Source organism: Polyangium fumosum, assembly GCF_005144585.1.
GTDB classification, from domain to species: domain Bacteria; phylum Myxococcota_A; class Polyangia; order Polyangiales; family Polyangiaceae; genus Polyangium; species Polyangium fumosum.
In genome coordinates this window covers 20,602-46,092 of record NZ_SSMQ01000053.1, presented here as the reverse complement: position 1 = coordinate 46,092, position 25,491 = coordinate 20,602, and the positions used below count along the sequence as shown (strand labels likewise).

The window sequence follows — 25,491 nt, the reverse complement described above, 5'->3', positions numbered from 1 at the left end:
CAGCGGGGGACCACTGAACAGACCGGGTCGATGAGGGAGGGAGACGGGCAGACGTTGGCTTCCTCTCGATATTTTTCCTGCACGCCGCGCGGAACGCGCCTGCCACATCCAGCAAAGCTTCATTGTCGCAGCCCAGGCAAAGGCACGAGAGGGCGATGCTCGTTGCTTCGAGAGGACATGCGATTGATTTCCATGTACATTGACGTCGCTCGACTCAATCGAGGAGGCTTCCTTATGGCCATGTTCGCCCGTCAGCAACGTGCTTCCGAGCCGCTTCATCCGACCTCGAAGCCCGCACCCCCGAAGCATGCGCCCCCGATGTCCGCCCGCGACTCGACCGACAGGGAGCCGGTTCAGCCATTGCCGGCCCCGTGGCGTCGGTCCCTCCTCGATATACCGCTCCACCCACAGAGCGCGCATGCGCCACGTTCCCCCCGCGCCACGCACGTGCCGCCCGCTGCGAAGGTGATCAACGACGCGATGCGCGAAGGTGGAAGCCCCCTCGAGCCGGGGACACGTTCGCGCATGGAGTCACGCTTCGGCGTCGATCTCGGCGCCGTGCGAATCCACGAGGGCGCGCGTGCAGCCGAAGCGGCCGATCGGCTCGACGCGCGCGCCTTCACCCTCGGGCGCAACATCGTTTTGGGTGACGGCGAGCCGGCGCTGGGCAGTCCGGCCGGTGAAGGCCTGCTCGCGCACGAGCTCGCGCACACGATCCAGCAGGGCTTCGCCGCGTCCATCCCGGCGGCGCCCCGCATCTCCCGCGCCTCGTCGTCCGAAGAGCGGGCCGCGGACGCCGCCGCCCGCTCGACCACGAGGGGCGCTCGCCCGGCGCTCGCAACCACGCCGGTGCAGATCGCGCGAGAGGCGAAAGGCGACAAGCCCGCCGAAAGGGTCGAGATCGGTCCGCCCGTCGCCGATCCATGGAAAGGCGTCCTCGTTTCGTCGGTCATCATCTCGCTCGCGCGCGGCAAGTGCGGCTTCGTGACCGACCACGGCGTGTTGATCGGCGAAGTCTCCACGGACCTCCCCGTCGGCGTTTACGAGCTCACGCCGGTTCCGGAAACGGGCACCTGGAACATCTCGGGCAAGGACGTCAAGGAGGGCAGCCGCTTCGATATCGATTTCTCCAAGTCGGGCGCCGACCCGTGGACCCTCCGCTATCCCAACAAGGTGCCGCTCACCGTATCGGCTGGATCGCTCGCCGAGCCCGCCGACGTGAGCGCTCACCTGGCGCAGGGCGGCGAGCTCGACCCCTTGTGGGCCTTCGACGGCCCGCAGCCGCCGCCGCCGGCGAAGGTCACGGGCATCGACGATTTCGAGACCGTGAGTCTCGCGGGGGGCTCGCCGCCTCTCTATCGAATCGAATATCGCGACCGCCCCGATGAACTCCGCACCTATGCCGATCTCACGCCCAAGATGCGAAAGCGCCTCCAGAGCTATTTCGACGCGAACAATGAAGGGTTCTCGGACTTCGTGGTGGGGACGTTTCCGCTGTGGTGGGGCTTCGTCAGCGGGGCGCCGCTCTTCACCGGCTTGCCGCAGGTCGGGGGCGCCCGCCCGTACATCCCCGGCCGCGTATCGTTCGCCAAACCTCCCCAAGGGCAACCCCCGCCCGGGGGAGCCCCTGTCGTCACCGTGCCGCCGGTGAACACGCCGCCCGGGCCCAAACCCTCCCGCATCCCCTTGCAGCGCCCCGCTGCGGGACGTCCGCCCGAGCCGATGACACAATCGCCCCCGCAAGAACAGGCCGGCGCGCAGCCCCAGGGCGCGACCGCCACCGCTGCCGCGAGCCCGGTGGTCTCCGTGTCAGCGCTGCAAACCCCGCAAGGGCCGGGCGTGCAGTTCGGAAAAGACGCTGCGGCGCGTCTCAAGGCACAAGGCATCACGGGGGGAGGTATCTTGCACCCGATGGCGACGGAGTTGAACGCCCAACCGAACATGGCACCGATGGACAAGGCGACGGCGATGCAAGTGGCGTGCAACGCGCAAACGGCGTTTGGCGCCGGCCCGATCGTGCGCATGCCGAATGACGTCATCGTCGTCACCTCGCGCGCACCATTGCAAAACGCACCCGTCGTGCTCGTGCATCCCAATGGAACCGTCGGCTTTGGAAGAGCCAATATCAGGCTCGATAAAAAAACGCTCACCTACTACGTCTGGGATGTAACGCCCAAATGAGCCCCATGCGAGAATTCGAGCTTTACCTCATGTCACTGATGACCGGGAAAGAGAAGGTCGAATCCGTGCTGGCGTCGCTCGGTTCGTCCGTCGAGGCCATGGAAGAGGCTGCGGCGCGCGCTGCGAAGACCGTGGGCTTCTTCGAACTCATTCCGCGAGAGCTTCCGGCGTACGTTCGCTTCATCGGTCCTCCGCTCGACACCACGATCGAGCCGGGCATCGACGACAACAGTCCATTTGCTGGCTCGGTGCGCCACCGCTTCCACCTCCCCACGTGGCCCGATTTCGATTTCATCTTGCGCACGGATGGTGATGGATCGGCGTGGGGCCCGGAGTTCATTCGCGCGGCGCACGCCGTCCCCAAAGCGCCGGCGCGGGCGCGCGAGCTCTTGCCGTGGACGTTCATCGAGCGCGAGGTCCGCGATCGCTTCGGCCCCTACGCAAGGGAAGAAGCGTGGGAATTCAACCAGATCGTGACCTACGTCGAGGAAGGCGGCGCGACGGAGATCAAACTCACGTTCGATCTCGCGCTCCTGCAACAGGTCGACATCCGCCGGATCGGGTGACATCCGGGCGTCCACCTCCGCCTCACGCGCGCACGTGGATCACCTGCCCCGGGTCGAGCAGGTAGCCGTCGTCGCGCGTGCGGAGCACGTCACGCAGGCCCAGCGAGCGCAGCGTGGCGATCGCCACGTACACGCGGTTCTCGGCGACCCCGCGCCGAGGCCGCTCGTCAGGCCAGGCGCTGGCGAAGACCTCCGAAAGCGACAGCGCGGCGCCGGGGCTCCGGCGCAGGTGCTCCACGAGCCGGGCCAGGATCGCCCGAAGCACGGGCCTTCGGCCGAGATCCACGGGCGTCCCCCCGGCCGGCGTGAACCACGAGCCGTCGGCCGCCACCTCCGGGGTCGAGGCAGCTCCTGCGCGCGTCGACGAGGGCGCCGGAAGCGGGCCCTCGAGCGCGGCGAGCTCGGTCCGCAAAAGCCGCGCGGCGAGCCGGATGTCAGCCCAGGACGCGGCGGCGGGCGACGCTTCGGGGATCCGGCTCCCCTTGCGCCGGCCCTTCACGCGAGGCCGCAGCGCGCCCGCCTCGACGTCCGAAAGGCGCCGGTGCGCGCGCCGCGCGAGGCGCTTGCAGCCTTCGTCGTCTCCGCGCAGGTCCCGCGCGCGCCGCGCCTCGGCGACCTCGAGCAGACCTCCGAGGACATGCAGCACCCCGGCCACCCATTGCGGCGGCTCCGCGCGGCTCACGAGCTCGCTCGCGACCTGGAAAAGCGCCCGGGCGTCGGCGTCGCGGCCGGAGAGCGCCTCCGCGGCGCCGGCGAACGCCACGAAGGTCGCGCGCGCATGGCGGTTTCCCACGTCCTCCAGCAACAAGGCCGCGCGGCGGAGGTGCGCGCGCGCCTCGCCCACGCGGCGCTGCAAGAGCTCCACCACGCCGAGGGATCCCACCACCAGGCCTTCGGCGAGCCTGTGCCCGAGCTCCCGGGCGAGCGGCATCGCTTCGAGCAGCCGCGCCTCGCCGCGATCGAAATCGCCGAGATCACTCTCGAGCAGGCTCAGGTAGACGAGCGCGCGGCACTCGACCTCGCTCGCGCCGTCCACGCGTGAGCGGGACAACGCCTCCTCGAGGACCACGCGCGCTTCGGCGTGCCGCCCTTGCTCCACCGAAAGGCTCCCGACATGCACCATCGTGGAGAGCAAGAGCCGCCGGTCCCCGACCTCGCGGACCAGGTGCAAGGCTCTCTCGGCGAGCTCGCGCGAGCGGTTTTGCGAGCCGTGCGCGTCGAGCACGAGCAGGAGGTGCAGCGCGCGCGCTTCTCCGTACCGATCACTGCCGGCGAGGAAGCTCGCGCGCGCCCTCTCGGCGTGCTCTGCCGCGTCCGCGAACGCCGTCGCGTCGAAGCACAGGTATGCGCGCACGAGCGCGGCCTCGCCCTCGAGCGTCGGGTCCGCGAGCCCCCGCGCGAGCTCGGCCGCTTTCACCACGCGGGCGAGCGCCGCGCGCGTCTCGCCCAGGTATCGCTCCTGCTCGGCGCACGCGAGCGCCGCGCGCGCCGTGAGCGCGGCGTCTCCTGCGCGCTCGGCGAGGACGGCGCTCGCGCCGTAGATCTCCTGCCGCGCTCGCAGCGGAGAGGACGCAATCAACACGGGGCCGAGCGCGAGCGCCGCGCGCACCGCGAGGGAAGGCGCCCGCTCGGCGAGGCGCACGTGAATGGCGAGGAGGTTTTCGCGCTCCCGCCGGAGCTTCGCACAACAATCGTCCGCGTCGGGCCCCACGGCGCCGCGCGCCCATCGCTCGGCGAGCGAAACATAAAAGCGTGCGTGCACGAGCTCTGCGGACGCGCGCTCCGGGCCATCGCCGAGGCGCGCGGCCGCATAATCGCGCACGCTCTCCCCGAGGCGATAGCGAGCCTCTGCCTCCGGCGCCACGCGCTCGCGGCTCAGGAGGGATTGCTCGCACAGGGATTCCAGAAGGTCGAGCGTGAAGGGAGCCCGTCCGGCCGCGCCCTCCGCGAGCAGCGCCTCGGCCGCATCGAGGTCGAAGCCGCCCGCGAACACGGACAAGCGCGCGAGCGCGCGCTGCTCGGGAGGGTCGAGCAGCTCCCAGGACCCGTCCAGGGCAGCGAGCAAGGATCGCTCGCGCACCATCGCGGGGGTCTCCTGCGATCGCGGCGCGCGCGCGGCGCCTGTGGGAGGCCTCAAGAGCTCGAAGCGGCGGGTCAACCGGGCGCGGAGCTGCGGGAGCGTCAGGACGTCGGCCCTCGCGGCGGCCAGCTCGATGGCGAGCGGGTTTCGATCGAGCCGCTCGACGAGCGCCTCCACCTCGCCCCGATTGCCTTCGCCGATCACGAAGCCGGGCTCGGCGGCGCGGCACCGCGCTTCGAAGAGGCGCGCCGCCGCGCGGCTCGGCAGGGGATCGAGGCGAAGGCGAACTTCTTCCGGGATGCGCAGCGGCGCGCGCGACGTCACGAGCCAGCGCACGCCCTTCGCCCCTGCCGCGAGCGCGGACAGGAGCGCGACGCCCGCGCCGTCCACCTGCTCCAGGTTATCGAGGACGAGCAGCAGCGGCGCGCGCGCCGAGAGCTCCGCCGTCATCAGCTCGACCGAAGGGCCGCGCGGCCCGACCTGAAGGGAGAGCGCCTGCGCGAGCGCCGTGAGCAGCGCGTCGGCGCCCCGCGCGCGCGACAGATCCACGCACCCCACGGCCCTCCGCCCGCCGGCGAGGGCGCGCCTCGCGTACCGGAGCGCGAGGCGCGTCTTGCCGATCCCGGCGGGCCCGAGCACCGAGACGAGCCGGGCGCCTTCGCGAAAGAGCGCGCCGATCCGGCGCAGCTCTCTCACGCGCCCGACGAAGCTCGTCGTTTGCTCGGGCAGGCGCGCGCTGGCGGGCAGCGCGATCGGAGCGCGCGATCGGGACACCTTAAAGGACCTTAGAACGCACGTGCGCGCCCCGGTTTATGTCGTCGCTCGGTCTCCCGCTGCGCATGTTCAAGGCGAGCGGTCATGGCGGCCGCGTTCTTAAGGAGCATGGCACAGATGCGAACGAAGATGAATCTCACGGGGCGAGGCCGCGCGGTGATGGTCGGACTTGCGCTCGCGCTCGTCGCGGGCGGCTGCAACAATCGAGGGGATGACCCGGGCAGCTCCGGCGATCCGGGCGGGACGGGGGGCTCCGGCGGAATGGGGGGCGAAGGCGGTGCGGGAGGCGGAGAAGACAATGCCTTGCTCCTCGAGCCGCGCGCTGGTTCTTGCGAGATCCTGTGGATCGCCGGTGGGAAAACGACCTCGGAAGGGCTCGGCCAAAACGTCGTCGGCGTCGGGGATGTCGACGGCGACGGCCTTCGGGATCTCGTCGTGACCCGCAAGCAAGGCAACGCCACGGCCCTGGTCGTCCTCTCGGGCAAGGATGGGACGCGGCTCGACGAAATCGTCCTCGGGAGCAGCGCCTACCTGCGGGCCGTGGGCGGTGATTTCGACGGCGATGGCGTCGAGGAGGTCGCCGCCCACGAGCGCGTCTGCGAGGACGACGGCGGGGGTTCGTCCGGGAGTTCCTCGAGCCCCCTCGCGTGCGCCACGAATGTCCGCGTCTTCTCGCCCAAGGGGTTCGCGGAGCGGTTCACGCGCCTGGGCCAAGGAACGCCGGCCGCGGATGGCTTTGGTCATGGCATCACGCTCGCGGAGGATCGCAATGGCGACGGCACGCCGGACTTTTTCGTGGGCAGCTCCGGGGGCAGCCAGCAGCTCCCGGGCTGGGTGGAGCTCTCTTCGGGCGCGGATGCGTCGGTGTTCACGAAGCCGCCGACGCCTGCCCAGGCGAGCCCTCTTTATGGAGGCAATCTCGCGACGGTGCCCGACGCCGACGGCGACGGCCTGCGTGAGCTTTTGGTCGGCGACGTGTACGCGGACTTCTTCAAGGGGCGCGTGCAAGCGATCGGCTCTCTCGCGGGAGACCCTCTGTGGACCCACGTGGGCGAAGCGGGCAGCCAGGGGGGCGCGCCGGATTTGATCGGCAATCCCCTCGCAAGCCACGGCGACGTGAACGCAGATGGATATCCCGACGTGATCGTGGGCGCGCACAACCACGCCTCGCTCGTGCCGAATGGTGGGAAGGTGGTCGCGCTGGACGGGCGAACCGGCGACGTGTTGTGGACGAGCAAGGGCGACCGGGCCGATGACCATTTGGGTGTGGCCTTCGCGTCTGCGGACGACGTGAACGGCGATGGCGTGTCCGACGTCATCGTCGGTGCGAACGGCGTCAGCATGGACATCATCGTGCTCGGCATGACCGGGCGCGTCGCGGTGCTGAGCGGGAAGGACGGCGCCGTGCTCATCGACGTGGTGCACGCGCTCCCCCCGGACAACATCGGCGTTTATGGCTTCGGGAGCGGCGTCGCGTTGCTCGGGGATCTCGACGGCGACGGCAAGGGAGAGATCGCCGTCAGCGCGCCGGGAGCGCCCTTCGACGGTCATGAGGGCGCCGGGCAGGTGATGGCCTTGCATTGCACGCCCTGACGTGCCGCTTCGGCGCCGCTCCCCGTCCGCAAGATGGAACCCAAGTCCTACCTGCCGGGTCGTGCCAGCGCGGCGCAGAGCTCGCGGAGCTGGAACAACTCCGCCAGCGCCCGCACCTCGGCCCCCCACGCCGAGAGCCGCGCGTCTTTCGCTTCGAGGGCGTCGAGCATCTGCAAAAGCTCCGGGATCCGCCCCCGCTCGGCGAGATCGAGCAAGCGCGCCAGGTCCTCCCCGGGCGGCTCGATCCGCGGCGCGACCTCCTCCTCGGCCTCTGCAACGACGCGCGGCGCGCGAATCCAGTGGATATCGAGCCGCCGCGCGAGCACCTCGTGAAGCACCGGCAGGTGCACGGGTTTGGGGAGGAATTCGTCGCAGCCGGCTTCCTTGGCGCGCCTTCGTTGCGCCTCGTCCACGCTCGCGGAGGAGGCGACCAGGGAGACCCCTGCGAGCGCGGGGGCTTGTCGCAGTCGTCGCGCGACCTCGTCGCCCCCGATGTCCGGCAAGGCGAGGTCGAGGATCACCAGATCGGGCCGCCGCGCCTCGATCGACGCGAGCGCCTGCGCGCCGTCCTCGGCCAGGACGACATCGAATCCGAGCGGGACGAGGGCGTCGCGCAAGAAAGATCGATTCCCCTCGTTGTCGTCGACCACCAGGACGACCCGCCGCGCCCCCTCGTACCCGGAGATCCCCTCGTCCGGAACCGCATGGACGGCGGTCCCTCGGTCGGCGACGACAGGCAGCCGCAGCGCCATCACGAACGTGCTGCCCTCGCCGGGCGCGCTCGCGACGTCGAGACGGCCGCCCATCTGCTCCACGATCTTGCGGCTGATCGAGAGCCCGAGCCCGGCGCCCTCGGCGCGCGCCCCCCGCTCGCCGGCCTGCTCGAAGGGCTCGAAGATCCGCGCGAGGTCCGCGGGCGTGATCCCCGGGCCCGTGTCCTCCACGCGAAAGATGAATTCGTCGCCCTTCGCCTCGACGTGCAGGGTGACGCTCCCCTCGCGGGTGAACTTGACCGCATTGCCGAGCAGGTTCAGGAGCACCTGCGTCAATCGTTTCTCGTCGACCTGCACCCACGAAGGCACGCCCTCCGCCCGCACGTAACGAAAATCGAGCCCTTTTTGCGTCGCGCGCACCCGGCAAAGATCGGCGACGCCCTGCACGAGGGCCGGCAGATGGACCTCGGTCGGGGTGAGCGCCATCTTGCCCACCTCGATCCGGGCGAGATCGAGCACGTCGTCGATGAGCGCGAGCAGGTGCTCGCCCGAGCGCTGCACGATATCGAGCCCGGCGCGATCCTTCCGCGAGAGCCTTGGCGACTGGGCGACGAGCTGTGCGTACCCGAGGATTCCATTGAGGGGCGTGCGCAGCTCGTGGCTCATGCTGGTGAGGAAGCTCGATTTCGCCTGGTTCGCCGCGTCCGCCGCCTCTTTGGCCGCCGTGAGCTCCGCCGTCCGCTCTTCCACTTGCCGCTCGAGCTCGAGGTTCCGCCGCGCGAACGCCCGGACCCGGAGCCGCACGCCGCCGTACACGAGCCCCGAAGCCGCGACGGCATACCCGAGGTAGGCCCACCACGTCCGCCAGGGCGCGGGTTTCACCTGGAATGCAATCGCCGCCGGCCCCGCGACGACGCCCGCGTGATCACGCCCCCAGACCTGAAACGTGTACACGCCCGCCGGCAGGTTCGTGTACCGCACTTTCCCGTCCGTGGTCCACGCGCTCGGCGCCGCGTCGAAGCCGACCATCTGGGTGCGATACAGCGTGCTGCGCTCGTGGAGGAAGTTGAGAAGCGCATACTCGAACGACACCGTGTTCTGGTCCCAGGCGAGGGGCACGCCGGGCGACAGCGCGAGCGCGCCGTCTGCGGCCCACGCGGAGGAGAACACGAGGGGCCCGCCCGCGTGCTCCGGGACCTCTTCCGCCGGATCGAAGACCGCCGCGCCCTCGGTCGTGCCCACCCAGATACGCCCGCGGCTATCGACCGAGGCGGTCCCCGCATTGCACTCGTCGCCCGGCAGCCCGTCCTCGCGCGTGAAGACGTAGACGGAAAACGCCGCGGGGTCCTCGGGGGTCGGCGCGCGAGGGGTGAGGCGCGCGATGCCCCGGTTGGTGCCGAGATACACGCGGCCCCGCGCGTCCGCGCGCGCGAAAAGCACGGTGCTGTCCGGCAGCGCCGGGTTCGACCTCTCGTGCAGCGACGGGAGCCACGCCTCCGCGTCGAGATCGTATCGCGCGGCGCCGCCGCCCGCGGTGCCCACCCAGAGGATCCGCGCCCCGCGCGTGTCGCGCAGCTCGCTGAGCGTCACGATGAAGTCGACGCCGAGGGGCGAATTCGTGGCCGTATACGTCCGCCACACGCCGTCGTCATCGAGCCGCGACAACCCTTTCGTCGTCCCGAACCAGGTCGTCGTCCCCCCGCCGGAGCGCGTGGTCTCGAGAACGGCGTACAGGTGGTCGTGGATGAGGCCCTCGGGGCTCTGCTTGTAGACCGGCCCCCTGCCCTTCTCGTCGAGGCGCGCAGCGCCGGCCGTCGTGCCGACCCAGAGCGCACGCCCGTCCAGCGACTCGCTGGCGGCGTACACGACCTCGTACGGGAGCGAGGAGTTCTGCCGGGTGAAGGTGGAGAGCTTTCCATCGGCCCAGCGGTGCAGCCCCTTGCCAGCGCCGCCTGTCCAGACCACGCCCGGCTGATGCCGCGAAGACACGAGGAAAGCGAGCCGCTGGCTCGTCTCTTTGGCTTGCTCGGGGGAGAGGACCTTCGCGAAACCCTGCTCCGAGGACCGGAGGAGCTGGTCACGCACGGCGAGCCAGATCTCGGGCGCGCCGCCCGGCGCCGTGACCTCCGCGACGCCGCGCACGACACTGGACACGCCCGCGCTCCGCTCGGTGAAGCCGACCCAGCCGTCGTGCCGCAGGCGACCCAGGCCTCCGCTCTCGGTGCCGATCCACAACGTGCGGCCGCCATACGCTCCCTCGCTCGCCAGGAGCGTCGTGAGGTAATCGTCCGGCAGGCTGCTGTTTTGCTTGGTCAGCGTCGTCCACACCCCGTCCTCCACGCGGGCGAGGCCCCCGCCGCCGGTGCCGACCCAGAGGGTCCGTCTCCCGGAGCCGCTCACGGTCTCGGCGAGCGCGTGGATGCCCTGGGCCGGGCTCACCACGCCCGGAGGCGCGACGAACTCCCAGCGCCCTTCCGCGTACCGGGCGAGCCCCTTGGACGTGGCGGCCCAGAGCAGGCGACGGCGCGCCTCGTCGGTGGTTTGCAAAAGCGCGTTGATGACCTTGTCCGGTGGTCCTTCCCCGAGGGATTCGAAGGGCGCGCAGCGGTGATCCTCGCAATGGAAGAGCCCCCGACCCGTGCCGACCCACAACGTCGGCTCGCCGCTCGGGAGCGACCCCGGATGCAGGGCGCGCACGTCGATATACCCGAGCTCCGGCCCGAAATCGATCCGCGAAAAGCGCGCTCCCTCGAGCCGATAGAGCCCGTCGTTCGTCCCCGCCCAGAGCACGAATCCCTTCGCGGAAGGCGCTTCGACGAGCGCGCCGACCTCCCGCTCGGCCGTGAGACCTTCCCCGGACCCGAAGCGGGTGAAGCGGCCCTCCGCATACCGGAGGATGTGGCCGGTGTACATCCCGAGCCAGACGGCCCCGTCGCGTGTTCCGGTGATCGACTGCACCCAGCTCGACGCCTGTTCGGGCGGCAGCGACAGCGGCGTGAAGCGGCGCCCGTCATAGGAGGCGACCCCACCCTGCGTGCCGATCCACAGCCGGCCCGCGGTATCGAAGGCGATGGCATTGATGGTGGACTGCGGGATACCGTCATCGAGGCCAAACGTGCGAATCCAAGGCACGCCGCGGGTCCGGATGTCGGTGGCTGCGGTGGACGTGCGCGCGGAGGTGGCCACGAGGAGGGCGGCGAGGACGGCGACGAGGCGACGGGGCACGCGGACCATGGCGCAGCAGGAAAAGGGGTTGGCCCGTTATGTCGGCACCGCGGGGATCTCGGGCGAGCCGGGCCAGGTAATGCCCACCTTCTGAAGCTGTCGCGTGAAAAGCTGTGTCTCCGGCCTGGGCGGGGCGCCAAGGAGCGTTTCGATCTCATCGGGCGTCAGCTCCGTGGGGCCACGCAGCGCCCGGGCGGTCACCGCGTCCACGATCGCGTGGATCGGCACGGCTCTCGGTTGGTCCGCCTCGAACGGCTCGACTCGTCCACTACACGCCAGCGGCAGGCGATTGCCTTTGAGCAAGCCCCACGCGGCCAGCCGGTTGGCGCCGCAGGCCGACGGATCGTCGAAGAGCGTGCCGGCGACGCGATCGCCGTAAAGCCAGAAGCCCACGCCCGCCAGCTTCTCTCCATACACCACCCCATTGTCATGCGCCTCCCCAGTGGGGAGTATGCCGACGGCCCTCACGAAGGCGGGCTCGAGCTCGGCGGGGAGCCCTGGCACGGCCCCGCGCACGTCGTCCGGGCCGCCGGTCACCGCGTCGAGCGAGAGGCCAAGCTGCTCGATCGGACCGAACCCCATATGGAACGCGAGACCGACGACGCCTGACTCGGTCCACGCCACGACCTCGTAGTCTCCGCACCCGTCATCGTTGTAGAAGGCGCCACGCCGGAGGTCGCCCTCCCAATTTCCGCCGTCGGAGACCGCGAACCTATGTCGCTTGAACGGATCCACCCTCGCAAGGATGGTTTCGACGTAGGCGCGCAGCGCGGCGCGCACGATGGCGTCTCGGTCGAAGACGAGGCGTCCGAAGCGGCTGGCCCTCGCGATCATGGTGCCTCGACTACACCCCGTCGGTCTCGACGTCAACGTGCTCGCCGCCTGCGTCCGCCTGCCGCGTCAAAGGGTGTACGGCGGAACCTGGTTGATCCGCAACACCTCCTTTTCCGGCGGAACCTTGTTGTAGAGATATTGGTTGAGCCCCCGCGAGATGACGGCCGCGTTCTTATTCGAGTTCGTGCCCCAGGGACAACTGCGCCGATCGGTCATGGGCACCACGTGGTGCACCTGCGCGCGATCTGGGTCATTTTTTAGGCGTGTTTTCATCAGCCGGATCTTTGAGGACGAGCGGCTCTGTGCACATCGTTGGCTTGCAGTTCTCATCCTTGCAAGGATACGTGAAGCCCGCGAGATCGGAGTGAATCTCGCCCTTGTGCGCTTTGCGGTTGACCTGGAGGATCCAGTCCTTCTGCTTGAGGCTGTTGCCCTCCTCGTCGACTTGACCGCTGGAGCAGTAGAAGTCTTCCCCCGGTGCGAGTTTCTGTGGCTCGGTCAAATTGCGGTACGGACCGCTCACCTCCGTCGGGACGGTCTTGATCTCGATGAGCGACGACTGGAGCGGCGCGTCCTCATGTTTGATGACGATCCGGATCGAGAGGCCCCCCGCACGCACCCGTCATCCCTGCCCCAACGAAGCCCAGCATCAGCACGCCCAGCATTGCCGAGCGGAGCCTCGTCATTGCTTGCATGGAGGACCGAATCGCACGTGGATCGGCCGAGCGACAAGGGAAAACGAGCCAGGGTGGCGGGAGCCGCGGGAGCGGTCCACAATCAGATTTCGCTCGCTGCCCGCGCTCCCGCTACCGCTTCTGCCTCTGCCTTGCGTCCGCCTCCTCCGCTTCCGCCTCCGCTTCCGCCTCCGCTTCCGCCTCCGCCTCCGCCGCCGCGCCCGCAATCCGCTTCCGCTTCCGCTTCTGCGGCGCCGTCGCTTCCTCCGTCGCCCGCATGTCCCGCGACGCTCCGCGAATCACGCTCGAAAGCCGCTTCCGCAGCGCGTCGTGTTTTCTCGACCTGCGCCGCACGATCCAGGGGAACATCAGGCGCGGCAGGAGGAACGCGAATACCAGACAAGCGACAGCGGCCAGGGCGGCGGACACGCCGTCCTTCGTGGCGGTCCCGATCGTCACCGCGGCGGGCATGCCCACGCCGAGCCCGACGCCGAGCCCGATGCCCAGGTACAAGCCCAGCGCGAGGTTCGTGTGTCGCTCCTCGACCCGGACGAGCGTCTTTCCATGGCGGGAGCGCACGGTGACCGAGAGTTGCCTCTGCTGCCCCTGCGGGATCACCGTGGGCGTCCAGGTCAGGGTTTTTCCCACGATCTGCACCTGCCCCGCGTCGCCCATCACGTTGCGGATCACGTCGACGAGATCCTCGTGGGTCTCCGACGCGATCTCGCCGTCGATTTCCTCCTCGGCGACCGTCCGCGTCGGCGCGCCGAGCCAGCCGCGCTGGCTCTTCAGCTTCTCGGGCGGCGCCTGCTCGGCCGCCGCGCTCCGAAGGGCCGTGCGCGGAATGCCGAGCTCGCCCGCGTGGCGCACGAGCTCGGCCTCGGTCATCGAGGTCTCGATCGCTTGCGTCTCGGCGTCCTGCTCGGCGAGATCCAGGGCCCGGCGCAAAATGCGGCGCACCTCGGCGGGAGAGAGTCGACGTTCGCGGAAAGGGTCATCCATGGCGGCGGGAGGATACACCGTCCCCCCCTGCGGTTCATGCGAGAACGCCTCCCGATGCGCGCGTATAGGACTTTGGTCCCATGGTCCTCAGCGGCCGAAAACTTTAGAAGGGGGACACGCAATCGTCGTGGAGCCTTCCGAGGCTGCCACGGCGAAAGAAACCCGAGGCGGGTCGCCTTTGCAGTGCGGGCTGGCACGCCGCCCATCCCACGAGCCATTGAGGTGCGTATGCTCAACCCATTTTTACGCCCGATCGGTCTGGAGATCCCCATGTCCATGTATGCCGTCAATGTCCTCTTCCGAGTGGACGACCTCGGCGAGGTCACGCTGGACTTCAAGGGCGGGCTCAAGGTCCGGGTCGAGAAGACGATCTCGAGCGGATTGGGAGGCGTCATGCTCAAGATCATCGGCCACGAGGTGTCGGCGGACCACCCCGTGTTCGGGAAGGTCACCCTCTCCCAGGCTGACATCGACACGACCCCACTGAGCCCGCTCGAGCTCGTCAAGCAGTTGCCGCCCACGTTCCAGAACACGATCTACCACGACTTCAAGTGCACCTTCGGGTGGTGGCCGGGCGGTGGATCCATGGTGCTGAGGAACACGAAGACCGCCGCGCTGGTCAACAACGCCCTGACTGTTTTTCCTCCGCAGGGCTCGGTTTACCACCTCCAGGAACCGATGGATCTCGCGCCACTCGGCTCTCCGGACAAGGTCGTCGCCACGTTCAAGGAGATGCACTTCACGGTGACGCACAACCCGTGATGCGAGCCTGAGGATCCCCTCCCCGTTCGCGAGCTTCTCGCAGAGCTCGCGAACGCGGTCGCTCTCGGCGAGCGAGCTCGTCGAGGAAAAAAAGCAACCCTAGGAGAGCGGGCTCTGGCGCATGACATGAAAGGTGCGCCCCTGTCCTGTGCCCGCTGCGTCCGCCCAAGGGGGCCGCAGGCGTCACCTGCCTCCGTGCGCATCGTCGAGGGGGGCGGATGACGGCTCGCCTGCCCCCGCGCAGCTCGTGACGACGCAAGGGACGGCGTGATCTTCCGCTCTGCATCGCGTGACCAGGGGAGGATCACGCTTCGCCTCGGCGAGCGCGGGAGGTGCACGGGGGAGGATCGGGGCGTCCTTCGCGCGTGATTCCCGTGGAGGGGGCAAGGAACGGGGTCGCCTGCACCTTTCATCCAAAAAGCGGGGGTGGATGACGCCTTGGGTGCCCGCGGGGGGCTCCGGTCGTTTCGACACGGTCGAGGAGCCGCACCCCATCCACGCCGAAATGCGGGCCCTCCACGAGGAACACCTGCGACAGGAACATCGCTGTGGGCACGTCCATCAAGAGCTTGTAGACTGGGGTCAACCCAACTGGAAGGAGGCAAAGGCTCATGCTCGACGGGAAACTGCGCGAATCGGTAACAAAGCCGCCCGCCCCGAAGCCCGCGTCCCATCTTCCGGTGCAGGCGTCGCGGGAGAACGCCTTCGAGCCGCGCTCGGCGCCTTCCCGTGCAACGTGGTCACGCCTCGGACACGCTGCGCCGGAAGCGGACGTGGAAACCCCATCGTCTCCGCCCCGCGTGTATGGTCCCCGTTTCGATTTCTCCCGCATCCCCCTCACGCCGCCGGTCCAGCGCAAAGCGAGCATCAGCTCTCCGCGTGATCCAGACGAGGTCGAAGCGGACGAGGTGGCCGACGAGGTGATGCGAATGGCCGAGCCGGCGCCCATCGGCTCGGCGCCTGCCTCGATCCAACGTGCGCCCCTCACGACACAGGCCGCTTCCTTGCAGCGCAAATGCACGGCATGTGAGCAGAACGAAGAAGAGGACGAGCGACGCATCCAGCGTAAATCCGTTTCGGGTGCACCGGCGATCTCGGCGGACGTGCCGTCGATCGTCGACCAGGCCCTGCGTTCCGACACAGGGAGGCCGCTCGATGCCGCGTCACAAGCTTATTTCGCCCCACGTCTCGGCTTTGATTTGAGTACGGTCCGAATCCACACCCATTCGCGGTCAGCGGAGTCGGCGCGGGCCCTGAAGGCGTCAGCGTACACCGTCGGACATCACATCGTCTTCGGAGAGGGTCACTATTCACCTGGGACGAGCACGGGAAAACGGCTCCTTGCACACGAGCTCGTGCACGTCGGCCAGCAGTCGAGAGTTCCTCGGGCGGGTGTGATCCAGCGACAGTTCGACGACGACACGCAAGCACAAAACAGCGCTCATGCGCCTGTGGCTGCCGACACCCTCTCGCTCCGCATCGGGGTCACGCTCGGACACGAGATTGGTGTCACCGCGCAGGACAACCTCGTGCGAGATGCGTTGCCTGCGCTCGAGCGATTGCTCCAGCTTTGGGCGATTGATGTCCCCACGTTCAACACCACGGCGGCGGCATGGAGGAAACTCGGCCTCGACGCACAGCTCACGGGACCAGACCTCTTGGTTCTGCGTACCGCCATCATGAGGGGGCTCGAGCCGTCCCTCGCCAATGAGGTGGCCAACAACTACCTTGGGCTCGATCTGCCACCGGGGCGCGGCATCGGCAGCGGCAGTGGCGTGCAAAATGTGGAATCTGACGTGACGGCCGTACAGCACGAGATGCTCGCTCGCAAGCATATACTGTCGATCTCGACTCCAGGAAAGATCGATCAGGAGACACGCAGTGGCATCGTCCGGCTCAAGAGGATGGTTGCCGAAGGGACATGGGGCTGGAAGCCCCTGCGTTCCGAGGAGATCGAGTTGGGGGGGCTTGACAAATATGCTGGGCGCACTCGCATGTCCGGTATATTTTCCGTCTTCGTACCGCCGGCGCTCCATTCCGACAAGAACTTCGTACACGTGTTCTTCTCTCCGAACGACGTGGATTCCGATTCCAAGAACGGTAGCGACATAGGCGTCGGACACAACTCCATCCTTGCCCAGGGCCTCCGATCCGCAGCCGCGGACACGAAGTGGATCCTCATCGGTGTACCGCTCAGGACCACGATAAGCATGGCCCAGATCCAGGGTTGCCTCGAGAGAGCAGGTCGGAAAAGCACGGCCATCGAGGAGATCCATCTCTCGGCACACAGCCGCGGGTGGTGGGGGCTCGTCAATTCCCTGAAGAATGATTCGGAGGGACGCGCCCTCCTCGACGGGAACAAAGTCAAGAAGCGAACCATTCTCGATGCCGGCAATCAAGAATTCGTCACAGAGCTCCAGAAGGCAAACATCGATCCGAAGGGCATGACGTTCTACGATGTCACGGTGCCCAACAAGCTGGACGCTCCTGCGAAAAAACTGACGCCCGCGTGCGTCCAAGCCATCGGCTACGTTCGGCTGGTGCGGGATGCCATCGCACGTGGCGAGGTGAACCCGCCGAAGAATGTCATGGCCCTCGTCAACGCGCTTCCCTTGCCCCCGCGCGGAGCCTTCACCACGAAAAAGCAGGAGGATGCTCCCGGCAAAGTGAATATCGATACGTTTTGTCGTCAGCACGCTGCGGCCATCGCGGAGATCGAGAAATTCCAAACGGGTCTGTTCTGGTATGTCAACAAGAACAACCTCGCGAAGCTCCACCCGAAAGTCATAGAGGGCCGCATCAGCGACGAAACGAACGCCAGGATTTGGTTCGGGACGGAGGCGCATCATTGGTGGCTCGCCGAGTTCGCCCACGAAATCCTGAACCCATGAAGGGCCACCTCCTCGCCGTGCCCTCCGCGTTCGTTTGTATCGTCGCAGTCGTCTCCTGCGCATCACAAGGGGAACGAACCGAATCCACGCGCGCTGCGCCGAGCCAGCGAACGGAACTCTCCGCCCCTCCCACGCACACAGCGCAGGCCCCTGTCTTCGAGCCCCGAGCGGTCGAGAGCGCCGAGGATTCGGCCCCGCCGGGTCTCCCCAGCGACGGTACGCACGAGGCCGAGCTGGAAAATCGCTGCTTCAAGGAGGGCACCCCGGCGCGGGACGACGACATCCTCATCGATTACGTCGTCCAAGGTCCGCTGGGCTATCCGATCATGGACCTCTCCGTTCGGCGCAACGGCGATGCGACTTATGGGAACCTCAGCAGCTACACCGGAACGGGATTTCCGCACGATTCCTGTGTGCGCCAGATTCCGCAGCGTGTCATGGATGATTTCGTCAAGACCCTCCTCGCAAACAAATTCTGCGAGCTCGAACCCCCCGGGAAGCCCACGCTGGATACCCATGGACTCGACAGGCTCTGTGCGCATGCGGGCGGTAGAACTTGCTTCATCCCGCTACCGGGCCCGGGAAAGACCGCCCGCCATCGCGCGATCCTCCAAGCCCTCAGGCGAGTGGTCGCAGCGACCTGCGTGCAGTCGAGCACGCCCCCTCGCGCTCCCCGAGATGCCGCGACCTCCCGCCCGTAACCTTTGCTTCACCAGCGCGTTCAACTTTCCTCCCCCGCGAAATTTGCCCCTCCCCCTTCCGCTACGTTAGGAGCCGCCTCGCCCGGACGAAACCACCGAGGAGAGGATCGATGAAGACGAAAGGCAAGAAGGCAGCAGCGAAGAAGAGCGACGCAGACAAGAAGAGCGCGAAGGCCGCCGTGGCCGCCGCCGCCGTCGCCGAATCCATCGCGCCGCCGCCCGTCGCCGCCACGACCGCGCCCGAAGCGCCGGCCGTGATCGACGAGGATTCCAAAGCGCCCGCCGCCTCCGAGCGCAGGCCCATCTCGATCGAGGAGCGCCGCCGGCTGATCGCGCTCACCGCCTATCGCCGCGCCGAGACGCGCGGGCTTGGCACGACCGACCCCGTGGAGGATTGGCTCGTCGCCGAGCGTGAAATCGACGCCATGCTCGTCGGCGGGGTCCACATCTGAGCAAGGAGGCTCTGCCTCCCCCGGCGCCACCCGCCGCGGCCGTTCCGGGCCGGCTGCGCGAGGTGGCGCTCTTGTTTTTGCGCCTCGGATGCACCTCGTTCGGCGGCCCCGCCGCGCACGTCGCGCTCATGGAAGCCGAGGTCGTCGTCCGCCGGAAATGGGTGACGCGCGAGGAGTTTCTGGATCTCTTCGCGGCGACGAACCTGATTCCCGGGCCGAACTCGACCGAAATGGCGATCCACCTCGGGTATCGCCGCGCCGGCACGCCGGGGCTCGTCGCCGCAGGGGTCTGCTTCATCCTGCCGGCGGCGCTGATCACCGCCGGATTCGCGATCGCCTACCAGCGCCTGCGCACGCTGCCCGCCCTCGAAGGGCTGCTCTACGGCCTGAAGCCCGCGATGCTCTCGATCGTGCTCGCGGCCATGGCGCGGCTCGTCCTGCCTCGCAAGAAGGACCTTTTGTTCCTTTCGCTCGGCCTCGCCGCAGCCGCGGCGAGCGTGCTCGGCGTGAATGAAATCGGTGTGCTCTTCGGAGGCGCGGCCCTCGGCGCGATGGGCGCGGGCTGGAAGAAGCCGCCGGAGAAGCCGCCCTCCGATACGAATACGAAAAACACGGGCTCCTCGGCCGCCGCGCTCCTGGGTCCGGTCGCCGCGTCCGTCGCGACCACAGGGGGAAAACTCCTCCCGCTCGGGCTGTTTTTCCTCAAAGTCGGCAGCGTCCTCTACGGCAGCGGATACGTGCTGATCGCGCTGCTCCGCGCCGGGCTCGTGACCGAGCGGGGCTGGCTCACCGAGGCGGAGCTGCTCGACGCCGTCGCGATCGGCCAATTCACGCCGGGCCCCGTGCTCTCCACCGCGACCTTCATTGGATACCTGATCGAAGGCCCCGCCGGCGCGGCCGTCGCCACGCTCGCCATCTTCCTCCCGAGCTTCGTCTTCGTCCGCGCGAGCGCGCCGCTCCTGCCGAAGATGCGCGCCGCGCCCCGCCTCGCGGGTCTGCTCGACGGCGCCGCCGCCGCCTCGCTCGGCCTGCTCGCCGCCGCCACGATCGCCCTCGGCCGCGGCGCGCTCGTCGACGTCCCCGCGTGGCTGATCCTCGCCGCCGCCCTGCCCGTCGCGATGCAGCCGAAGATCAATGCGACGTGGATCGTGGTGGGCGGCGCGCTCGCCGGCCTCGCCGTCCGCGGCGCGCTCGGACATTTGCCGTAAATGCGGAATCCGGTTCGCTGCGGCCCCGGGGGAACCTGACGCTCGGGGCGACGCCCCAAACCCCGGAAAAACCGGCTGCACGTTTCGACGCACTGCGCTACCGTCCGGCCGCCATGATCGTCATGAAGTTCGGCGGCAGCTCCGTCGCCAACCGCAAGCAGATCGAGAAGGTGCTCGCGATCGTCCGCGGGCGCGCGGGGCGGACGCCGCTCGTCGTGAGCTCGGCCCACAAGGGCATGACCGACGCGCTGCTCTCGGGCGCGCGCGAGGCCGCCCGCGGCGTCTACGCCCCCGAGCGCGTGATCGAGCGCCAGGCCGCGATCGCCCGCGATCTCGGCTGCGACGACGCCCTGCTCGCGCCGTTCTACGAGGAGATCTCGGCCCTCTACCGGGGCCTCTCGCTCGTGCGGGAGCTCAGCTTGCGCAGCCTCGACTATGCCGCGAGCTTCGGCGAGCGTATGGCCGTGCGGGTCATCGCCGATTTCTTCACGCGCGAAGGCCTGCCCGCCCAGGCCTTCGACGTCTGGGATCTCGGCTTCCTCACGGACGCGGCCTTCGGCTCGGCGCGCCCCCTGCCCGGCTACGAGGCCGCGATGCAACGCGCGGTGCGCGAGCGCGTGCCGGCCGGCGTCGTGCCCGTCGTGACGGGTTTCGTCGGAAAGACCGAGGCCGGTGACATCACGACCGTCGGCAGGAACGGCAGTGATCTCACGGCGACGCTCGTCGGCGCCGCGATCGCCGCCGAGGAGGTCGAGATCTGGTCCGACACCGACGGCGTGATGACCGCGGATCCGAGCGTCGTGAAGAAGGCCCGCTCGATCTCCGAGATGCGCTTCGACGAGGCCGCGGAGCTCGCCTACTTCGGCAGCCGCGTGCTGCACCCCTCGACGCTCGTGCCGGCGATGCAAAAGAACATCCCGGTCCGCGTGCTCAACACGAACCGGCCCGAGCACCCCGGCACGGTCATCCGCGAGGCCGCGCCCCCGAGCGAGCTGTCCGCGACGAGCATCGCCTACAAGGAAGGGCAACTCGCCGTGACGATCCGCTCGACGCGGATGTTCGGCGCCGCGGGTTTCCTCGGCGAGGCGTTCCAGGCGCTCGGGCGGCACGAGGTCGTGGTCGATATGATCGCGACCTCGGAGGTGAGCGTGTCGTTCACGACGGACCGCCGCGAGCCTTTGGATCGCGCCCTGCCGGACCTGGAGCGGCTCGGTGAGGTGCGGGTCGAGGCGGGAAAGACGCTGATGGTGGTCGTGGGCCGGAGGCTCGCGGCGCAGGCGGGCCTCGGCGCGGCGATCTTGCAGGCCGTCGCGGACGCAGGCGTGAACGTGGAAATGGTGAGTTACGGCATGAAGAGCATCAGCCTGACGATGCTCGTGGCCGACAAGGACGTAGGCGCCGCGTCGGCGGTGCTGCACGAGAGGCTCTTCGAGCGCGCTTGACGCCGGCCGGCGCGTGGTCGATGGCAGAAGGCGATGAAAAAGATCGCCCTGTTCTGGCCCGGCGACGCGCGGGCCAAGCCGAACGAGGTCGCCGTCCCCAGCATCACGGCCGCGACAATCCAGCTCGAACGAGCGCTGCAAAAGCTCGGTCACGCGCCCTATCGCATCGAGGGGTTCCTCTCGAAGCCCCACGAGTCGATCGAGAAGCTCGGGCCCGTCGACGACCCGATGATCGGCGTGTGTGTGCACTGGTTTTACGGGCCACACACGACGGACGGGGTGGTGAGCAAGGAAAACCCCTTGCTCCTGGCGTCGAATTTCTCGGGCCGCTGGCCCGGCCTCGTGGGCCTGCTCAACACGGGCGCCTGTCTGGAGAGCCTGGATCGGCCGTTCTCGCGGATCTGGACGGACGCGGAGGACTGGACCACGGACAAGGCCTTCATGGAGCGGCTCGACACGTGGTGCCAGACGGGCCGGCTCGCCTGGCCCGAGGACGCGATCCGCGAGCCCGGCCCGATCGCCCCGGCGGCAGCGGCGATCGCCCGGAAGGTGGCCGAGGAGATCCACAAGCGGCGCGTGCTCTTGCTCATGCTCGGCGACACCTCGATGGGCATGATCAACGGGTATTTCGGCCCGCGGCTCCTGAACAAGCACGGGTTCACGGAGCACAAGATCGATCAGGCGTGGATCCTCGATCGCGGCCGGGGCATCGCCGAGAAGCGAATCGACGACGCGCTCCGGTTCGTGAAGGATCGGGGCCTCTCGTTCCACTGGGGCGAGAACGGCGCGGCCGATTTCGACGAGCGCGCGACGCGCGAGCAGCTCCGTGATTACCTCGTGGTGCTCGACCTGGTGAACGAATACAAGGCCGATTGCCTGGGCTGGCAATACCAGCTCGGGCTGATCCCGCTGCGCCCGCCCTCGGACCTCGCCGAGGGACTGTTCAATTCGGCGTGTCGCCCGGAGTCCAATGGCACGACGATCGCCTGCGCGACCGAGGCCGACCAGGGCAACGCGATCCCGATGGAGCTGATGAAGCGGCTCCTGCGGGAAAAAGGGCTGCACGAGGCGGTGATGTTCCACGACGTGCGCTGGGGCGGCGAGCACGAGGGCCGGTTCTTGTGGGTGCTCTTGAATTCGGGTTCATGCGGCGCCTACGCATTCAACCACGACAAGGACACGCTGCGCGGCGCGCACAGCTACCGGCAGCCGGCGATGTATTTCCCGACGCCGGGCGGCTCGTTCGCGGGCGAGAGCTTGCCCGGGGCGATGACCTGGGCGCGGACGTACATCAAGGAAGGCGCGCTCTGGATGGATATCGGCAAGGGCGAGGTCGTCAAGCTCCCGCCCGTGGTGCGCGACGCCTGGTGGAATGGCACGACGCGCGAATGGCCGTTCATGGCCGCGGACATGGGGATCGGACGCGATACGCTCATGGCGCATTACCTCTCGAATCACGTGGCCGTGGCCTACGGGGACGTGTTCGACGAGATGGTCGCGCTGTCACGCGAGCTCGGCTTCAAGGTCCGCATCCTCGCCGACCGGGCGGGCTGAGGCGCGTCCGCGTCAGGACGTCATGACAAACGTTCGGCCCGGTCGGTCCTGTGACCAGGGATATCGACCGGACGTGGGCGAGCAGGACGAGAGGGCAGACCACGTTGCGCACGTGCTGCCATCTCGTTAGCCTTGTCAGGACGGGTGTGCCCTGGTTCCGCCGTTCCGAGCGAGGGTCGATGCAAACAGCCGACGAATGCCGCGAAGCGCGGCTCGAGGCCCCCCGGAGTGGTCGTGTAGGTCCGGGAAAGGCGCTCCACGCCTACGGCCTCTCCATGGCCGTGATGCTCGTGATCGTCCTCGTCCGGTTCTCCCTGGAGCCGTGGCTGGATGGCAATGCGCCCCTGCTCGCCCTGCTGCTGCCCGTGGCCATCGCCGCTGTGTATGGAGGGGTCCTCGCGGGCCTCGTCGCCACGGGCCTCTCCGCCTTGCTCGGCGCAGCGCTCTTCCTGTGCCCGATCGGCAGCCTGAACATCTCCACGCTCGCGGATCAGGCGCGCCTCGGCTTCTTCGTGGCCGTGGGCGTGGCCATCACCATGCTGAACGAGCGCGCGAGGCGCGCGCGTGAAGCCGTCCTGGCGCGAAAGCTCGAAGCCCGCATTTGCGCCGAGGCCGAGGTTCGTCACCGCAATGCCGAGCTCGAACGGCGGATCGCCGAACGCGCCGCCGCGCTGGAGGCGAGCGAGCGCGAGGTCATGGTGTCGCTCGAAGCCGCGCGGCGCGCCGAGGAGGCGCTGCGGGAGAGCGAGGCCGTGGCGCGCCGGCAGCTCGCCGAGCTCGAAGCGACGTACGCGGCCGCGCCGATCGGGCTTTGCGTGATCGACCGGAATTTCCGCTGGGTGCGAATCAACCAGCGGCTCGCCGAGATCAACGGCTTTTCGCCGGCCGCGCACATCGGCCGCTCGGTGCGCGAGATCCTGCCAGGGCTCGCCGACAAGGCCGAGCCCATGTTCCAGAAGATCTTCGACACGGGCGAGCCACTCCGGAACGTGGAGCTCGTCGGCGAGACGCCCGCGCAGCCCGGCAAGACGCGGGTATGGCTGGAGAGCTTCTTCCCGCTTCACGACGCGTCCGGCGTGATCGTCGGCGTGAACGTGGTCTGCGAGGAGGTGACCGAGCGCAGGGAGGCCGCCGCGGCGCTCGCCGAGAGCGCGGATCGGCTCCGCATGGCCCTCGACGGGGCGCAGGCCGGGTGGTGGGAGTACGACGTCGCGAGCGACCTCTACACGTGGTCCGAGGTGCAGTACGAGATGTTCGGCTTCGACCCGAAGAACCGGACGGTGCACCTCGCCGACTGGGTTCGAGGGGTGTATCCGGACGATCTCGCGCGCGCGAACGCCTACATGGATCAACGCATGGCGCAGCGGATCCCGGATTTCTCGCACGAGTTCCGCTTCGCGCACCCGAAGCGAGGCGAGCGGTGGATCCACACGCTCGGCCGCATCACCTACGACGAAGCAGGCAAGGCCCTCCGCATCGTGGGGATCTGCCGCGACGTGACGAAGGAGAAACAAGTCGAGATCGAACGCGCCTTCCTGCTCGAGAGCGAGCGCACCGCGCGGGCGGAGGCCGAGCGGGCGAGCCGGATGAAGGACGAGTTCCTCGCGACGTTGTCCCACGAGCTGCGCACGCCGCTGAACGCGATCCTCGGCTGGGCGCAGCTCGTGCAACGGCCCGGGATCCGGCCGGAGCAGCTCTCCAAGGGGCTCGCGGTGATCGAGCGGAACACGCACCTGCAAGCGCAGCTCATCAACGATCTGCTCGACGTGAGCCGCATCGTCGCAGGCAAGATCCACGTGGAGCTGGAGCCGACGCAGCTCGCCCCCGTGGTGGAGGCCGCCATCGAGGCCTGTCGCGCCTCCGCAGAGGCCAAAGGCGTGACGCTGCGCGGGCCGCGGAATTCCGCGCGTGTCGCGGTGCGCGGAGACCCGGCGCGTTTGCAGCAGGTCGTCTGGAACCTGGTCTCGAACGCCATCAAGTTCACGCCCAAGGGCGGGCAGGTCGAGGTGATGCTGGCCCAAGCGGGCAAGGGCGCCGTGATCACCGTGCGCGACACGGGAGAAGGCATCACGCCCGAGTTCCTTCCCTTTCTGTTCGAACGATTCCGCCAAGCCGACTCGTCGATGGCGCGGCGGCACGGCGGCCTCGGCCTCGGGCTGTCGATCGTGAAGCGGCTCGTGGAGCTGCACGGGGGCGTGGTGCGCGCCGAGAGCGAAGGCCAAGGGAAAGGCGCGACCTTCACCGTCGAGCTGCCCTGCGAAGTCGGCGAGCGTCTCCGCATGCCCTCCCGGCTGCCCCCGAGCGTGCCCGCGAACGATCCGCGGCTCCTGCACGGCGTGGCCATCCTCGTGGTCGACGACGAGGCCGATTCACGCGAGCTCGTAAAGCGCGTGCTGGAAGAACACGAAGCCGTCGTCTGCACGGCAGCCTCGGCCGCCGAGGCGCTCGACGTCTCCGCGTCACGGGCCATCGACCTCATCGTGAGCGACATCGGGATGCCAGACATGGACGGCTATGCGCTCCTCCGCGAGCTCCAAGCGCGGCGAAACGGCCGCGGAAAGGCCATCATCGCCGTGGCCGTGACCGCCTTCGCGCGGCCCGAAGACCGAGAACGCGCGCTCGCCGCAGGCTACCGAGCGCACCTCGCAAAGCCCTTCGAGCCCTCGGAGCTGGTCTCGCTGCTCGCAGGGCTGCGGGAGGCCAGTTAGCCCTGAGGGCAGCGTAGCGCCGGGGTTTCACCCCGGGCCCGACCAGGGGTTGTCCACCCCTGGACCCGGACCAGCGCCAGCGCTGGACCTTGGGTGGAAGAACTGCGCGATGCGCAGTTCTTCCAACAGCC

16 protein-coding genes are annotated in these 25,491 nt (G+C 68.6%); 10 read left to right on the top strand and 6 right to left on the bottom strand.

Annotated elements, in window-relative coordinates; all coding sequences use genetic code 11:
* The first annotated feature begins 30 nt into the window (after positions 1–30).
* Both E8A74_RS54250 and E8A74_RS36675 read left to right on the top strand, forming a co-directional pair.
* A complete protein-coding gene (locus E8A74_RS54250) occupies positions 31–2,181 on the top strand; it encodes an eCIS core domain-containing protein (RefSeq protein WP_338089555.1) in 2,151 nt (716 codons plus the stop codon).
* A complete protein-coding gene (locus E8A74_RS36675; protein ID WP_136933744.1) occupies positions 2,178–2,747 on the top strand; it encodes a hypothetical protein in 570 nt (189 codons plus the stop codon). Before E8A74_RS54250 ends, E8A74_RS36675 begins: the two co-directional genes overlap by 4 nt.
* A gap of 22 nt (positions 2,748–2,769) precedes the next feature.
* Here the strand turns inward: E8A74_RS36675 and E8A74_RS36670 are convergent, their stop codons facing one another.
* Positions 2,770–5,601 (bottom strand): winged helix-turn-helix domain-containing protein, encoded by a 2,832-nt coding sequence (locus tag E8A74_RS36670; protein WP_136933743.1) that lies wholly within the window; start codon positions 5,599–5,601, stop codon positions 2,770–2,772.
* A gap of 117 nt (positions 5,602–5,718) precedes the next feature.
* Between E8A74_RS36670 and E8A74_RS36665 the strand changes: the two genes are divergently transcribed.
* Positions 5,719–7,194: a VCBS repeat-containing protein gene (locus E8A74_RS36665; RefSeq protein WP_170229645.1), complete on the top strand. Its 1,476-nt coding sequence runs from the start codon at positions 5,719–5,721 to the stop codon at positions 7,192–7,194.
* Between the two features lie 47 nt (positions 7,195–7,241).
* Here E8A74_RS36665 and E8A74_RS36660 read toward each other — a convergent pair whose 3' ends face one another.
* The 5 genes from E8A74_RS36660 to E8A74_RS36640 all read right to left on the bottom strand — a co-directional run bounded on the left by E8A74_RS36660 (position 7,242) and on the right by E8A74_RS36640 (position 13,642).
* Complete coding sequence (locus tag E8A74_RS36660; RefSeq protein WP_170229644.1) at positions 7,242–11,132, bottom strand: hybrid sensor histidine kinase/response regulator; 3,891 nt, start codon at positions 11,130–11,132, stop codon at positions 7,242–7,244.
* Between the two features lie 36 nt (positions 11,133–11,168).
* Positions 11,169–11,966, bottom strand: a complete 798-nt coding sequence (locus E8A74_RS36655; RefSeq protein WP_136933740.1) for a hypothetical protein — start codon at positions 11,964–11,966, stop codon at positions 11,169–11,171.
* 66 nt (positions 11,967–12,032) lie between these two features.
* Positions 12,033–12,239 (bottom strand): hypothetical protein, encoded by a 207-nt coding sequence (locus E8A74_RS36650; protein ID WP_136933739.1) that lies wholly within the window; start codon positions 12,237–12,239, stop codon positions 12,033–12,035.
* Positions 12,217–12,585 carry a hypothetical protein gene (locus tag E8A74_RS36645; RefSeq protein ID WP_136933738.1) on the bottom strand — a complete coding sequence of 123 codons (369 nt, stop codon included), beginning with the start codon at positions 12,583–12,585 and terminating at the stop codon, positions 12,217–12,219. Before E8A74_RS36645 ends, E8A74_RS36650 begins: the two co-directional genes overlap by 23 nt.
* A 187-nt stretch (positions 12,586–12,772) precedes the next feature.
* The gene (locus E8A74_RS36640; RefSeq protein ID WP_136933737.1) at positions 12,773–13,642 is read right to left on the bottom strand and encodes a hypothetical protein; all 870 of its coding nucleotides are present in this window, start codon (positions 13,640–13,642) and stop codon (positions 12,773–12,775) included.
* Positions 13,643–13,912: 270 nt separating this feature from the next.
* Between E8A74_RS36640 and E8A74_RS36635 the strand changes: the two genes are divergently transcribed.
* From E8A74_RS36635 to E8A74_RS36605, 7 genes are all read left to right on the top strand, one after another.
* Complete coding sequence (locus E8A74_RS36635) at positions 13,913–14,404, top strand: hypothetical protein (protein WP_136933736.1); 492 nt, start codon at positions 13,913–13,915, stop codon at positions 14,402–14,404.
* A gap of 611 nt (positions 14,405–15,015) precedes the next feature.
* Positions 15,016–17,295 carry an eCIS core domain-containing protein gene (locus E8A74_RS36630; RefSeq protein WP_136933735.1) on the top strand — a complete coding sequence of 760 codons (2,280 nt, stop codon included), beginning with the start codon at positions 15,016–15,018 and terminating at the stop codon, positions 17,293–17,295.
* A gap of 811 nt (positions 17,296–18,106) precedes the next feature.
* Complete coding sequence (locus tag E8A74_RS36625; RefSeq protein WP_136933734.1) at positions 18,107–18,448, top strand: DUF2934 domain-containing protein; 342 nt, start codon at positions 18,107–18,109, stop codon at positions 18,446–18,448.
* Positions 18,449–18,510: 62 nt separating this feature from the next.
* On the top strand, positions 18,511–19,656 hold the full coding sequence (gene chrA / locus E8A74_RS36620; RefSeq protein WP_232379915.1) for a chromate efflux transporter: 1,146 nt from the start codon (positions 18,511–18,513) through the stop codon (positions 19,654–19,656).
* 113 nt (positions 19,657–19,769) lie between these two features.
* A complete protein-coding gene (locus E8A74_RS36615; protein WP_136933732.1) occupies positions 19,770–21,098 on the top strand; it encodes an aspartate kinase in 1,329 nt (442 codons plus the stop codon).
* A 33-nt stretch (positions 21,099–21,131) separates the two neighbouring features.
* Positions 21,132–22,652: a fucose isomerase gene (locus E8A74_RS36610; RefSeq protein ID WP_136933731.1), complete on the top strand. Its 1,521-nt coding sequence runs from the start codon at positions 21,132–21,134 to the stop codon at positions 22,650–22,652.
* Positions 22,653–22,831: 179 nt separating this feature from the next.
* Positions 22,832–25,360 carry a hybrid sensor histidine kinase/response regulator gene (locus E8A74_RS36605; protein ID WP_136933730.1) on the top strand — a complete coding sequence of 843 codons (2,529 nt, stop codon included), beginning with the start codon at positions 22,832–22,834 and terminating at the stop codon, positions 25,358–25,360.
* The last annotated feature ends 131 nt before the right edge of the window (positions 25,361–25,491 follow it).

Bases quoted from the DNA above. Each gene is read 5' to 3' on its own strand.
- E8A74_RS36655 (WP_136933740.1), bottom strand. From the start codon at position 11,966: ATGATCGCGAGGGCCAGCCGCTTCGGACGCCTCGTCTTCGACCGAGAC.
- E8A74_RS54250 (WP_338089555.1), top strand. From the start codon at position 31: ATGAGGGAGGGAGACGGGCAGACGTTGGCTTCCTCTCGATATTTTTCC.
- E8A74_RS36650 (WP_136933739.1), bottom strand. From the start codon at position 12,239: ATGAAAACACGCCTAAAAAATGACCCAGATCGCGCGCAGGTGCACCAC.
- E8A74_RS36665 (WP_170229645.1), top strand. From the start codon at position 5,719: ATGCGAACGAAGATGAATCTCACGGGGCGAGGCCGCGCGGTGATGGTC.
- E8A74_RS36625 (WP_136933734.1), top strand. From the start codon at position 18,107: ATGAAGACGAAAGGCAAGAAGGCAGCAGCGAAGAAGAGCGACGCAGAC.
- E8A74_RS36640 (WP_136933737.1), bottom strand. From the start codon at position 13,642: ATGGATGACCCTTTCCGCGAACGTCGACTCTCTCCCGCCGAGGTGCGC.
- E8A74_RS36615 (WP_136933732.1), top strand. From the start codon at position 19,770: ATGATCGTCATGAAGTTCGGCGGCAGCTCCGTCGCCAACCGCAAGCAG.
- E8A74_RS36635 (WP_136933736.1), top strand. From the start codon at position 13,913: ATGTCCATGTATGCCGTCAATGTCCTCTTCCGAGTGGACGACCTCGGC.
- E8A74_RS36610 (WP_136933731.1), top strand. From the start codon at position 21,132: ATGAAAAAGATCGCCCTGTTCTGGCCCGGCGACGCGCGGGCCAAGCCG.
- E8A74_RS36675 (WP_136933744.1), top strand. From the start codon at position 2,178: ATGAGCCCCATGCGAGAATTCGAGCTTTACCTCATGTCACTGATGACC.
- E8A74_RS36605 (WP_136933730.1), top strand. From the start codon at position 22,832: ATGCAAACAGCCGACGAATGCCGCGAAGCGCGGCTCGAGGCCCCCCGG.
- E8A74_RS36630 (WP_136933735.1), top strand. From the start codon at position 15,016: ATGCTCGACGGGAAACTGCGCGAATCGGTAACAAAGCCGCCCGCCCCG.